Here is a 14,165-nt window from a genome sequence, read left to right as displayed (position 1 = left end):
TGGACATGCCACAGCGTGTGCTGCTGATTGAGGACGACGAAGCAATCAGTGAAATGGTCAGGTCTTATTTGGTAAAAGAAGGTTATGAGATTGAAGCTGTATTTGACGGTGAAGTAGCGGAGAGAACATTTCGGACCGGGGGTCCATTTGATCTTGTACTGTTAGACCTTATGCTGCCGAAGCGTAGCGGGACTGACATTCTTCAGACTATCCGTGCGGGGAGTCTGGTTCCAGTGTTGATCATGTCCGCCAAAGACAGTGATGTAGATAAAGCGCTTGGGTTAGGCTTTGGGGCAGATGATTATATTACGAAGCCCTTTTCTATGATTGAGCTAGCGGCTAGGGTGAAGGCAGCGATCCGTCGTGCAGGTTATGCATCTCCCAGTATCCAAGTGGAAGATCAAGCTCCGGTGAAGCAAATGATCTCCATTGGCCGATTGACTGTAGATTTAGATAACTTCTCTGCGTTGAAGAATGGGGAAGAAGTAAAGCTAACGTCGAAGGAATTTCATATTCTTAAGCTGTTTGTGACGCATCCGGGCCGAGTATTTACCAAAGCGCAGATTTATGCGAGCGTATGGGAGGATGATTATTTCGGGGATGAGAACGTCATTAATGTACATATGAGAAGATTGCGTGAAAAAATAGAAGACGACCCCTCCCATCCCGAATACATTAAGACGTTATGGGGCATCGGGTATAAGCTGGGAGAACAGCTATAATGATTGCGGGGCTAGGTGTTGTCATTGTGCTCTTACTGGCCGTCATTGTCTGGCAATATCAGAATTCGCGTAAAGCTTCTAATGATTTGCGATATATGCATGACAAGTTAAGCAGCATTATGGAAGAAGGCTCACATGAAAGATTGCTGCTGTTCAGCGGTAATTTGGAGCTGCAAAACGTGCTGATTGACCTGAACCGGCTGCTGGATATCAATCATAAAGGAAGCATTGAGCGTGTGAGGCTGGAGAAATCCATGCGTAATATGCTGTCTAATATTTCTCATGATCTTAAGACTCCGCTAACGGTTGTGCTTGGTTATATTGAGACCATTCAGCAGGATGAGCATTTGCCGGCTGAGGAACGGGAACGGATGATGAAGATGATTCATCAAAAAGCCAATGAAGTGATCCAGCTGATGAACAAGTTTTTTGATTTGTCCAAGCTGGAATCAGGAGATCGGGAAGTTGCTCTTTCACGAGTTGAGGCAGGTGAAGTATGCAGACGCAACATCCTTTCTTTCTATGATATCCTCAGTGCTAAGGGCAGTGAGGTGGAGATTGAGATTCCGGATGGGGCTGTTTACTTCATGGGAAATGAAGAGGCTCTTGATCGAATATTGTCCAATCTGTTGTCGAACGCAATTTCTTATGGCGACGCGGGGGGCGTATTAGGATTAAAGCTCTATAGTGATGAGAACAAAGTATACATAGAGGTGTGGGACCGGGGAAAGGGCATTAGTGAAGTACACCAAGATAAAGTATTTGAGCGTCTGTATACGCTGGAGGATTCAAGAAACCGGGCTTATCAAGGCAGCGGTCTAGGTCTGACGATCACCAAAAGATTAACGGAGCAAATGAATGGAACGATTACACTGGTTAGTCAGCCGTATGTGAGAACGGTGTTTACCCTTACTTTTCGCAGATTACGCTTCTAAGGAATAGAATTGTGCGCAGCTTAAGATTTTCGTAAGAAACGAGTAATAAAAAAGAAAATTCTGCTGTGTACAATAAGAACTAAGGAAGACGAGACGAAAACAAAGGGGAGCGCGGAATTGACTACAATACTTCGGACAAGAAATTTAACGAAAACCTATCAAGGTAAAGAAGTCGTAAGCAATGTGAATATGAATATTAAGCAAGGTGAAATTTACGGGTTTCTTGGACCCAATGGTGCTGGCAAAACTACCGTGATGAAAATGGTCACGAACCTCGTTAAACCTACGAGTGGAGAAATTGAATTTTTTAATGAAAAAATGACAGAGCATTCTTACGAAATGCTGAAGCGGATGGGCTGCATCATTGAATATCCCGTGTTTTATGATAAATTGACAGCCAAGGAAAATCTGATTTTGCACGGAGAGTACATGGGCTATTATGATCCGCAAGCGATTGGTGAAGCGCTGGAGCTCGTAAAGCTCACAGGTGTCGATAAAAAGCCGGTGAAGCAATTTTCACTTGGGATGAAGCAACGACTGGGTATTGCCAGAGCCTTCATGACGAAACCTGAGCTGCTCATTTTGGATGAGCCGATTAACGGGTTAGATCCTGTGGGAATCAAGGAGATGCGTGAAGTGTTCCGGATGCTTAGCCGTGAATATGGAATGACGTTACTTGTATCTAGTCATATTCTGGGGGAAATAGAGCAGATTGCTGATACGATCGGTGTGATCCGGCAGGGTGCTCTGGTAGAAGAAGTGGCGATGGATTCCATTCGTGGCCAAAATACTGAATATATCGAAGTGGTTACGAATGAGATTAATAAAGCAGTGTATGTGTTGGAGCATAAGCTTGGGCTTAATAATTTCAAAGTGCTGGACCATATTACAGTAAGAATATATGACGATGGAATCTCACAGCGTGATCTGAATAAGGCGTTAGTGCTAGCAGATGTGGAAATTGAGAGTATCAGCAAAAAACAACATACGCTGGAAGATCATTTTCTGCAATTGATTGGGGGTGAAAGCATTGCTTAAATTAATATCTTTGGAGATTCGGAAGAATAAGCTAAAAACGCTTCTTACAGGTGCTGCAATCGTTAATCTTGCGATTCTTGCTTTTATGATTATGGTTTTATTCGTTGATCAAAATGAGAGCGAACCGTCGTTTGCTTCTTATGCAGAGTTGTTTGAGGGTGTGTTCGTTTTTGTAAAGGCTGCTTATATTATTTTCGCTTCGGTTATTATTAGCAAGCTGGTGATTGATGAGTATAAGAACAACACCATTACTCTTCTCTTCATGTATCCTATCTCACGTAAAAAGCTAATGACTGCGAAAATATTGATAGTGTTCGCCTTCACATTTGTTGCCATTATCGTGGCAGACATTGTAGTCGGCGCTATCCTAATAGGATTCAATTCCTTTGCAGGGCTAATTCCGGGTGAACTGACCCTTCATGTAATCACATCAGAGCTGATTAAGTTAGGCGCAAACGCATTTTATGCCGCGGGTATCGCTCTAATTCCATTGTACTTTGGGATGAAGAAAAAATCAGTCCCAGCCACCATCGTCTCAGCTGTGTTAGTTACCTCCCTAATTTCTGGGGGATTTGATCAAGCGCGTTTAGGTAATTTAGCGGCGGTGTCGATCTCACTTGGTTTGCTAGGAGCAGCCATTGCCTATATGGCCATTCGCAACATTGAACATAAAGATATCGCCTAATAGATTCGGAATTCCCCCCTTTTATAACCCTTTTGTAACGATGAAAAAGCATCGTGATTGGGGTTATAAAGGGGGGATTTGACGTTTATCTACGACTGATTTCCGTAATTTTGATATAATAGATATGAAATATATTTTAAATTTTAGATGAACATTGCCCGTTTAGGGGTAATGATAATGGATGAGAGAGCCTGAGGGGATGTGAACTGTGGATAAAGACTGGACGTCCATTCTGAGACGGTTGCTTTCGGAAGAGAGCGCTTATAAATCGTTATATGACCATCATCCTGATTTGATATTCGTTCTGGATAGACAAGGTCGCTGCGTAGGAACCAACCTAACGTTCCATCTAGGCTCCGGCGCAGAAGCGCAGTTTCAAAATACAAGTCCGATATCAGCAAAGAGAAAAAAACTTGGCAATATTGCTAGTTTTGAGGCTGCTCTGCAGGGGAACTCCTCAAGCTTTGAGCTACAAGATTTAGAGAATCCCAAAAAAGGCTCGAATTGCGTAGGCGTTAAACTTTTACCGATCAGAACGGAAGAAGGGATCGCCGGGGTATTCGCGATTACCAAAGTAGCTAACGGAAGCGCTCTTTTACATGCGGAATTGTTACAAGACTGGTTGGATGAATTGGCAGACACCTTGGACACTGAAATACCTGCCAAGGGAGAAGCGGAGGTAAGCTCCAAAGATACCTCAATAGTAGCTGTGAAGGATCAACAATCGAGTCTCATTCTGAATTCTGTCTCTGCGGGAATCTTTGTGCTCGATACAACGGGGCGAACTCTTTTTATTAACCGTGAGGCAGCAGATATGCTAGGCTATCAACCTACAGAATTGATGGGTCTGAAGCTTATGGATTATATCCATCATATCCAAGGTGACGGTTCGCGCTATTCGACGCCTGATTGCCAGATTAGTCTTACGATAGAGGATGGAATCATCCGTAAAAAAGATGATGAGATCTTCTGGCGTAAGGATGGCACCAGTTTTTTTGTTAATTACCGGGTGGCACCTCTTATTGATGAAGGGCTGATCGCAGGTGCGGTTATTGCCTTCAGTGATATTACGAATGAGCGAGAAATCATTCGTGCCAAAGAATCAGCAGAGCAGGCAGCGCAAGCCAAATCTGATTTCTTAATGATGATGAGCCATGAAATTCGGACGCCGATGAACGGGATGATCGGAATGGCTGATCTATTGTTGGATACTGAGCTTGGAGAAGAGCAGCGAGGTTATGCCGAGATTTTACGCAGCAGTAGTTATACGTTATTGCAGATCTTGAATGACATTCTTGATTTCAGCAAAATGGAAGCAGGTAAAATGTCACTGCAATCCGAGAAGTTTGATCTCCGCGAAATGATCTCAGACGTCATTGATTTATTTGCACCGAAAGCGGAAGAGAAGAAGCTGGCATTACGGTGGTGGATGGATACTAGCGTTCCAACCATAATCATTGCTGATCCGATCCGCTTGCGGCAGATTGTCGTGAATCTGGTAGGCAATGCGCTGAAATTCACTGAACGTGGGAGCGTGACCCTATCGGTGAAGAACATTCCACTATCTGATGAACAAGAATTTTTGTTGGAATTTTCAGTGCGGGATACAGGTGTAGGAATTGCCGGTAACAAACTCAATCTGTTGTTTCAATCTTTCTCACAGCTGCATCCGTCCATAAACCGTAAATATGGAGGCACAGGCTTGGGACTGGCGATTTGCAAGCAGCTCGTTGAGCTGATGGGTGGGACGATCTTTGTAGAAAGTGAAGAGAATCAAGGTTCTACGTTTCGTTTTATGCTGCCTTGCAGAGCAGAAGATATAGAGCTGGAAGTAACTTCAAACTAGGGGGGGTTACACACAAATCTCCGGTCCATTTGCTTAAGAAGCAATGGCCGGAGATTTGTGTGTTATTAGTCCTGAAGCATATACATGAGACCTACAGTATGCGGCCCACAATGGCTGCCAATTACACAACCAGCATGGAGAATTGCTATTTCATTAACTTGAGTTTTCTCTCGTAGTGCTGACTCCAGATAGAGTGCATCTTCTTCCGCCAAGGTATGGACAACGATGAGCAACTCTTTATCCATTCGATCGATGTGAACCAAAGCGTTCTGGAGCATTTGTTCCACAGCTTTTTCCTTTTTGCCACGGATTTTGCTAGTAGGTATGATGCTTCCATCTACCAGTCTAAGAACAGGACGGATTTTGAGTAGACTACCGATGAAGTTCTGCATGCCTGAACAGCGTCCACCCATATATAAGTAATCTAGCGTATCCACAACGAATTCAGTTTCCACAAGGTTGCGGCTGTGCTCCAGCAGGGCTGCAATCTCCACCGCAGTGTGGCCTTTTTTAGCAGCTCTGACAGCCTTCATAACAAGGAGGGCAATGCCTCCGCACAAGGTTTGCGAATCTATGACCTGTACGCGTCCCTCAGGAAATTCCCCGGCAGCCAAAAGTGCATTCTGATATGTAGAGGATAGTGAGGAGGAGAGACTGATATATACAATATCTTGTCCGCTACTAATCACGGGTTGAAATGCAGCAATGAAATCTGCTGGCGAAGGTGCTGCCGTTTTCGGCAATACTCCACTAGCGGCTACACGGCGATACACTTCCTCGGGTGTAATATCTTCACCATCTTTGTAGGTACCTTCTTCAAATACTACATAAAGAGGAACGATGCCGATGTCATAAGTATCCTTCCAGTTTTGAGGTAAATCGGAAGTGCTGTCTGAAAATATTTTTACAGTAGACATGAAATTCTCCTTCACCGATAATTCGGATGACAATAATCAATAATCATTATAGAACTATATAATCTATTTATTATACCAAGACTATGCCAATTCTCAAAATGAAATAGTAGGCAATCACAAGAAAAAAGACTATCGAGGTTTCGATAGTCTTTCTAGTTCTATTCTTTTTTCGTAACAGGGATCCATATCTCACAGCGATAGTCCTCTGCGTCTGGTCTCCCCGGAAGATATAGCTCAAACTCAGGCCCGCCTGTATGCTCGTAGCCTGTGGAAGGGAACCACTCCTGGAAAATGCGTGCCCATACCTGCTGGATAGCATCAGGCATCGGCCCTACTGAGGTGAACACAGCCCAACTTGCAGCTGGGATTGTTGTAGAAGCAAAGCCCTGTGCATCAGTCTCTGGAGTAGCTTCGACAGCGATCCAATAGGAGAAGGTTTCTTTATCATGGTTCATGTCAGAGCAGATGCCTAATAAATCCTTATCTCCACCGAGCTCAATCAGCTTATCCGACGTACCATTTTCATTAGCTTCTATCCACAACTGAGGGATGCGGCGCAGATTCTCCCCATCTTTCGTTGTCATTTCCTCTACTAGTCCGATAACATTAAAGGCGTCTCTTTTCTCAATTCTGTAGTCCATTTCTTTATCTCCCTTCAGTGATAGATGGAAGGAGAGTCTAGGGAAAGCCTTGAGCTGTACCCCTGACTCCCGCGCAGCAGAAGGAGTAATTCCATGTGCCTTGCGGAATGCTTTGGCAAACGACTCGGGCGAGTCATATCCGTATTTCAGTGCAACATCCAGCACTTTAACTTTAGAAATAGCAAGCTCCTGTGCAGCCAGAGTTAATCTGCGCTTACGGATATAGTCTTTAATAGATACTCCGGTAAGCATATTGAACATGCGCTGGAAATGAAAGGGGGAGGAGTAAGCAACCTTGGCGATTTCTTCAATCGTCACAGATTCCTCCATCTTGCTCTCCATATAGTCTAAAGCTTCTTTCATGCGGATAAGCCATTCCAAGTCCGTCATCTCCCTTTAAGTTCATACTATCAGGCTGCATTTGCAAAATCCTGTTATTCCGTGCTCTCTAATGACAGGTAGCGGGCAGAAGGATAATCTCATAAAAAATCATCCTAAATAGTATAACTCAGGAAGATAGACAAAGTTAGTCTTTCAATCGATACACTCTTGCTTCATAAGGTCGTAATAATTCCCGTGTGGGTGCATCATCAGGGTAATTTCCAATAATAAGTTCCGTAGCCTTACTTAGCTCTGCGGAAAGATCAACAGTCTGTGGAACCTCATTGAAATTGAGCAGCACCAGCCACTTCTCGTCATCCAGAGTACGCGTATAGGCATATATGTCCTCATGCTCTGGCAAAAGTAGCTTGTATTCGCCATAAGCCATGATCGGATTTTTTTTGCGCAAAGCAAGCAGCCTTTGGTAATAATAAAAGATAGAATCCGAATCAGCCAGCGCCTGCTCCACGTTAATTTCCTTGTAGTTCGGATTAACTTTGAGCCACGGCTCCCCTTCAGTAAAGCCGGCATTCGCAGAATCATCCCATTGCATCGGAGTGCGCGCATTATCACGGCCTTTGATATGAATAGCGTTTAGAACGCTGTTAGGATCAGCGCCGCCTTCGGTAACCTTTTCGCGATACATATTGAGGATTTCTATGTCTTTATAATGTTCAATGGCAGTGAACTTTACATTGGTCATCCCGATTTCTTCGCCTTGATAAATATAGGGCGTCCCTTTCAGCGTGTGCAGTAAGGTAGCGAGCATTTTGGCAGAGATCACGCGATACTTACCGTCATCCCCGAATCTTGAGACCATACGTGGCTGGTCATGATTGTTAAGATAAAGACTATTCCAACCCTTATCCGCCAGACCCACTTGCCATTTATGAAGAATATCGCGCAGCTTCGACAACGTCCACGGGGCTACGTCCCATTTGCCGTCAGGACCCGAGTCCACATCCATATGCTCGAACTGGAATACCATTTGCAGCTCTTTGCGTTCCTCGTCCGTGTAAAGGATGGCATCTTCAACTGTAGCGCCAGGAGTTTCACCGACAGTCATAATGTTATAGTTGGATAACACTTTGTCATTCATTTCATGTAAAAACTCATGAACACGTGGTCCATTCATATAATATTCGCCACCCCAGGCAAGTTCCCCGGGAGCGAGGCCGTCTCTATGGGAGGAAGGGAGACCTTCCACTTTGGAAATCATATTGATTACATCCATTCGTAGACCATCCACACCCTTGTCGAGCCAGAAGGTGATCATCTTGTATAACTCCTCACGCAGCTGCGGATTCTCCCAGTTGAGATCCGGTTGCTTGCGCGAAAACAGATGCAGATAGTATTCACCAGTAGTTTCATCCAGTTCCCAAGCCGGGCCGCTGAATACAGAACTCCAATTGTTGGGGCGCTCACCATCTGGTCCACCCGGACGCCAAATGTAGTAATCACGATATGGATTATCTTTTGAAGAACGGGATTCTACGAACCAAGGATGCTCATCTGAGGAATGATTGATTACAAGGTCCATCATCAGTTTTATGCCACGGGCGTGCAATCCAGTCAGTAATTCTTCCCAATCCTGCAATGTGCCGAACTCATCCATAATATCTTGATAATCGCTGATGTCATAACCGTTATCGTCATTTGGCGATTTATAGACAGGTGACAGCCAAACTACGTCGACACCTAGCTTTTGCAAATAATCCAGACGTGAAATGATTCCTTGCAGATCTCCAATCCCGTCACCATTGCTATCTTGAAAGCTGCGGGGATAGATTTGGTAGACAACGGCTTCTTTCCAAAAGGTTCTGTTCATTCATAATCACTCCTTTTATAAGTTAGCTTCCTAAAAAATAAAGAGACCCCAAAAGCTTTAAGCTTCAAGGGTCTCTTGGGTGTAAGTTTTATACTGTGACGGAATTGCTATCAGCAGTGATGCTGCTTAGTCCGTTTACGGTATATTCTTTGTCGTAGATAGTAATAGAAGCAGGGATATCAGTTTCATTCGTAACAGTAACTTGTGCATCCGTAACGCTTACTTTCAGACGGGAGCCGCGGAACATAATTTTAAAAGAGTAAGCAGTCCAGTGACCTGGGTTAGATGGGCTCAGTGTCAGTCTGCCGTCATGTACGCGGAGTCCGCCGAAACCATGTACGATCGACATCCAAGTACCAGCCATGCTAGTGCTGTGCAACCCGTCTTCTGTATCATTGTTATAGTTGTCAAGATCCAGTCTTGAAGTACGCAAGTACATTTCATAGGCCTTATCCTTATATCCCAGCTCACTGGCTAGAATGGAGTGGATACAAGGGGAAAGGGAGGACTCATGAACAGTGATCGGTTCATAAAAGTCGAAGTTGCGTTTTTTTGTATCCAGATCGTAACGGTCACCCAGGAAATATAATCCCTGCAGAACGTCTGCTTGTTTAATGAAGCAAGAACGCAGGATACGGTCCCATGACCATTTTTGGTTAAGTGGCAGATGCTCACGTTCCAGATCTTTGACTTGAATGATCTCTTTGTCCAGGAAGCCATCTTGTTGTAAGAAGATACCCAGCTCTTCATCCGCAGGATAATACATCTTAGCAATGATGTCTTTCCATTTTGTAGTTTCGCTCTCTTGCAGCCCTAGTTTGTCAACTAGCTCTGCATAACGAGCAGGCTCATTTTCTTGCAAGTATGCCAGTGCTTCCATGGTGTATTCCATAGTCCACGAAGCCATACGGTTTGTATACCAGTTATTATTAACGTTATTCTCGTATTCATTCGGGCCCGTTACGCCGAGCATTACGTATTTGTCTTTGCGTGATGCGTAGTGAACACGTTCTTCCCAGAAGCGGGAGATTTCCACGAGAACCTCTAGGCCATATTGTCCCAGATAAGCTTTGTCTCCGGTGTAGTTCACATAGTTGTAAATGGCGTAGGCAATGGCACCGTTCCGGTGAATTTCTTCAAATGTAATTTCCCACTCGTTGTGGCATTCTTCACCGTTCATAGTAACCATTGGGTACAGCGCACCTTTTTTGAATCCAAGCTTACGGGCATTTTCTTTAGCTTTCTCTAAGTGCTTGTAACGGTAGATCAACAAATTGCGGGCAATGGAGGAGTCCGCCGTACTGAGATAGAAGGGAACGCAATACGCCTCTGTATCCCAGTAGGTGCTGCCGCCGTATTTTTCACCGGTAAAGCCTTTAGGCCCAATGTTCAGGCGGTCATCTTCACCATTATAGGTTTGATTGAGTTGGAAAATATTAAAGCGAATCGCTTGCTGAGCCGAAACGTCACCTTCAATAATGATGTCGCTTTCTTTCCATTTTTCTCTCCAAGCTTCAATTTGTTCAGTCAAAAGGGTTACGAACCCAGCTTCCTTAGCAGCTTGCAGAGCAGTTTGGGCGGCGTCGACCAATTGTCCCAGACCGTGATTCCGAGAAGTAACATTGGCTACATATTTATAAATGACGATTTGATTGCCCGCTTGTGCGGTTACGTCCAGTTTGCTGGCTACATATTTCTCTTGTTCGATGACTTCTGCTTCGGCAGTTACCTTTTCACCATTGACAAGGATATCAAAAGCCATAGCAGAGGTGACATGGAAGTCGAGTTTCTTAGTCTTTAGGGTGAGATGTCCATGATCAGGTCCCGCTTGTTTCTCAACTTCATTCCAGAATTTCTCGTCATAGTTGGAATCCTTGTTCTTCACATCACCATCAAGATAAGGAGTAATCGTAATCTTGCCTGAGAAATTGACAGGAATGATGGAGTAGCGAATCGCGCCGATTTCTTGACGAGTCATGCTTACGAACCGGATACTTTCTACTTTAACTTCCTTACCATCTTCGAGTGTGGCAGTGAAGCTACGGGAGAGCGTTCCTTCTTTCATATTAAGTACCCGGCGGAATTCGGAAACGGTGCACTTTGCCAGATCAAGGGGGGTACCCTCGATATCAATGTTAATACCGATCCAGTTCGTGCTGTTAAGTACTTTGGCAAAATATTCAGGATAGCCGTTTTTCCACCAGCCAACACGTGTTTTGTCAGGGTAGTAGACGCCAGCCATGTAGCTGCCTTGCAGGCTGTTACCGCTATATTGCTCTTCGAAATTGGCCCGGCCACCCATAAATCCGTTACCAAGACTAAATACGCTTTCAGAAATTTCTTGCGTCTGTGGATCAAAGGATTCCTCAATAATGGACCATTCATCAATTGTTAAATATTGTTTCACGATAACCGCTCCTTTAAATATGTTAGGGGGATATATAAAATGAACAAATCCCTTGTTAAACTTCCGGTGATATAAAAGTGACTGCGCGGAATCTTTGGACTTTCGATCACATTTTGCGGATGAAATCTGATTATAAAGGCGAAAGTTATGCTTCTATAGTTCCAAAATTCCTCTCCGTCACTTCATCACCAGAAGGCTAACGATTAATTATTAGTTCATTTAATCTTTGGTTGGAATGTCCACAACAACTCAAATCAGTACTATTTGAGTTAATTATGTTCAATAAACTTATGCAAAAGATTCTTTGAGCAGGGACACACTCATATGAGCAAGCGATGGGACAACAATATTCGCTGCACTCAGGGTTTCCGGCGAACCAATGCCAACACTGAACATACCGGCCCGGGTAGCGGCCTCAATTCCCGCTTCTGCATCTTCGAAGACTACACAATGTTCAGGTGCGGCATCCAGTGCTTTGGCTCCTAATAGGAACACTTCCGGATCTGGTTTAGCAGCACTAGTGTGTGTGCCGTCGATGATTGCATCAAAGTAAGGGGTTAATCCGGTATTATTCAAGATCGTCATAGCGTTTTTGCTGGCAGAACCGAGAGCAACTTTGATGCCATTCGCACGGCACTCTTTTAGGAAATCAAGCGCACCTGGCAGAATCTCAGAACTGTCCATTTTCGCAATATATTCGACATAACGATTATTTTTCTGTTCCGCAAGCTTAGCTTTCTCTTCTTCGTCAATCGTTAGTCCGCCGATTTCCAGCAAAATATTTAGTGAAGCCGTTCTGCTGACTCCCTTAAGGCGTTCGTTATCTTGTTCTGTGAAAAGAAACCCCAGTCCATCTGCAAGCTCTTTCCAAGCAATATAATGGTATTTTGCTGTATCGACGATTACTCCGTCCAAGTCGAACAAGCAGGCTTTAATTTCCGACATTGTAGTACCTCCTAAAAGTTTTGACAGCGTCGTGATCCAGCGGATGCCGTATTAGAATCTTATTAAACCGTTTAAACTTTGATTAAGATGTGTAAGTTTATCCTAACCTAAGATCCTAGAAATCACCCATAAAGAACTGGATCAATAAGTATTGTATGATTTAGCGCAAACGTTTGTACAGATTTTCAAAAAATAAATGAAGCGGTTAAACGCTTCACTTATTCATTCGGTTTTATGCTTTGCCAGAGAGTGCATGGATGACTCTCTCACGATCAGACGATGGGGAATGACAAATCGGTTGGTATGACCTGAACCGTTATCCGGACTCTTGATATTTTGGATAAGTACTTGTGATGCGGTGTAGCCAAGATGATAAATTCCTATATCAATACTGCTGATCGGAGGACTAGATAATTCAGATAATGGAATATTGTTAAAGCTTACAATGGCGAGATCGTCTGGAACCTTGTATTTCAGTTCATTCAACCCGCGCAAAATTCCGAACGATACCATGTCATCCACCGCTACCAGCGCAGTGGGGCGATTCGGCAAATTCATGAAAAAGGACATCGCTCTATAGCCGCTATCCTGTAGAAATTCACCTTCTACAATCCATTCATCCCGCATTTCTAAACCGCTATTCTGCAATGCTTTACGATATCCGGCGAGACGGTCACGAGAAACGATTAGATTAGGTGGTCCACTTACGAAGCCAATACGTTTATGCCCCATGGAAATGAGGTGGTTCGTAGCATCGTATGCTGCCATCACATTATCATTATCGACTGATAAAATATTCTCATATTTATCACTTCGGCCAACAAGCACGAATGGATAATCGTTGCTCTCTAGAAAATCAATAACGGCATCATCCGTACGAGAGTAAAGCAGAATAACGCCGTCAACACGGCGACCCTTCAGAAGTCGTGAAACGGCTTCCAGTTCTTCTTTCTCGTTCGCTCCGGAGCTTATTAACACATCGTAACCGGAACGGCTGGCTTGTGTAACGATCCCGCGAATTAATTCCATAAAAAATAGATTAGAGAACAGCTCTTCAGCAGGTTTAGGAAGACTGAAGCAGATGCTGTTAGTAGTTTTCGACACCAAGCTCTTAGCCATCATGTTAGGGGTATAGCCCATATCCTCCATAATAGCTTTAACTTTGCGGGAAGTTTCCAGGCTGATTCTGGGATGGTTGGACAATACCCGGGATACCGTGGAGGGAGATACTCCCGCTTTCTTGGCCACATCCTTAATGGTAACTGTCATTGAAACCTCCTTATGGAACCGTTTGCTTTACACAGTAATATTAATCTAAGAGTTCTAAATTGTAAATAGATAAAGTCATTCAAAAGGGGGAAATTGCTACTTTTGGAAGGAACACAAGAAATTTCAATGTAATATTGTTGCTTTTCACCAAAAAAGTATGAATGATTCGGGAATTTTGATCTTAATATGTATAAATGCGGTCTGGATTTTGCGAAAAGAGTATTCGCTGAATGCAAACGTATGGCTTAAAGGATGCAAGAACTTAGCTGAAGGGAAGGGAAGAACAAGTTTCGTTTTTATTGCGGCTTTAAATTGAGCTTTTATTTTAGAAAATACTGGTTGACAATACCGCAAATTCGGCATTAGTATGTAAATCAAAATACAGCAAGCGTTTTCATTGGGTGTTTTTAGGTTGAACCAGTTGCACTAACGAATGGGTTTTATGGACTAGTGTTTGTGCATAGCTTTTTGCAAACGATTGCACTAATTTCGACATGATGTATCAAGTTTTTACTTTGATAAAAGGATGGTGACAGCGTTGAATTGGCTTG

At 43.7% G+C, this 14,165-nt stretch carries 11 protein-coding genes; 5 read left to right on the top strand and 6 right to left on the bottom strand.

The features are described 5' to 3' along the window. Positions 1-5: 5 nt before the first annotated feature. The 5 genes from MKY63_RS01830 (at position 6) to MKY63_RS01810 (ending at position 5,226) form a co-directional block, all read left to right on the top strand. Positions 6-722, top strand: coding sequence for a response regulator transcription factor (locus tag MKY63_RS01830; RefSeq protein WP_036684414.1), 717 nt, complete (start codon positions 6-8; stop codon positions 720-722). Further along, positions 722-1,657 (top strand): sensor histidine kinase, encoded by a 936-nt coding sequence (locus MKY63_RS01825; protein ID WP_038569569.1) that lies wholly within the window; start codon positions 722-724, stop codon positions 1,655-1,657. The genes MKY63_RS01830 and MKY63_RS01825 overlap by 1 nt, the downstream gene beginning before the upstream one ends. Before the next feature lie 117 nt (positions 1,658-1,774). Beyond that, a complete protein-coding gene (locus tag MKY63_RS01820) occupies positions 1,775-2,695 on the top strand; it encodes an ABC transporter ATP-binding protein (protein WP_036684408.1) in 921 nt (306 codons plus the stop codon). Continuing rightward, a complete protein-coding gene (locus MKY63_RS01815) occupies positions 2,688-3,380 on the top strand; it encodes an ABC transporter permease (RefSeq protein WP_076101638.1) in 693 nt (230 codons plus the stop codon). The genes MKY63_RS01820 and MKY63_RS01815 overlap by 8 nt, the downstream gene beginning before the upstream one ends. Positions 3,381-3,588: 208 nt before the next feature. Next, positions 3,589-5,226 (top strand): ATP-binding protein, encoded by a 1,638-nt coding sequence (locus MKY63_RS01810; protein ID WP_051491336.1) that lies wholly within the window; start codon positions 3,589-3,591, stop codon positions 5,224-5,226. A 65-nt stretch (positions 5,227-5,291) separates the two neighbouring features. Here the strand turns inward: MKY63_RS01810 and MKY63_RS01805 are convergent, their stop codons facing one another. From MKY63_RS01805 to MKY63_RS01780, 6 genes are all read right to left on the bottom strand, one after another. Continuing rightward, positions 5,292-6,143: a DegV family protein gene (locus MKY63_RS01805; RefSeq protein ID WP_076275173.1), complete on the bottom strand. Its 852-nt coding sequence runs from the start codon at positions 6,141-6,143 to the stop codon at positions 5,292-5,294. A gap of 158 nt (positions 6,144-6,301) precedes the next feature. Continuing rightward, on the bottom strand, positions 6,302-7,165 hold the full coding sequence (locus MKY63_RS01800) for an AraC family transcriptional regulator (RefSeq protein ID WP_170914210.1): 864 nt from the start codon (positions 7,163-7,165) through the stop codon (positions 6,302-6,304). Positions 7,166-7,310: 145 nt separating this feature from the next. Next, positions 7,311-8,993 (bottom strand): alpha-glucosidase, encoded by a 1,683-nt coding sequence (locus MKY63_RS01795; RefSeq protein WP_036684397.1) that lies wholly within the window; start codon positions 8,991-8,993, stop codon positions 7,311-7,313. 88 nt (positions 8,994-9,081) lie between these two features. Beyond that, entirely contained in the window at positions 9,082-11,400 is a 2,319-nt protein-coding gene (locus MKY63_RS01790; protein WP_076101639.1) for a glycoside hydrolase family 65 protein, read from the bottom strand. A 288-nt stretch (positions 11,401-11,688) separates the two neighbouring features. After that, entirely contained in the window at positions 11,689-12,345 is a 657-nt protein-coding gene (gene pgmB, locus MKY63_RS01785) for a beta-phosphoglucomutase (protein WP_036684390.1), read from the bottom strand. 222 nt (positions 12,346-12,567) lie between these two features. Continuing rightward, positions 12,568-13,614 (bottom strand): LacI family DNA-binding transcriptional regulator, encoded by a 1,047-nt coding sequence (locus MKY63_RS01780; protein ID WP_036684387.1) that lies wholly within the window; start codon positions 13,612-13,614, stop codon positions 12,568-12,570. Between the last annotated feature and the right edge of the window lie 551 nt (positions 13,615-14,165).

Origin of the sequence: Paenibacillus sp. FSL R7-0189 (assembly GCF_037969925.1) — a bacterium.
Classification (GTDB): Bacteria; Bacillota; Bacilli; order Paenibacillales; family Paenibacillaceae; genus Paenibacillus_AQ; species Paenibacillus_AQ odorifer.
This window is presented reverse-complemented; position numbering and strand designations above follow the sequence as displayed.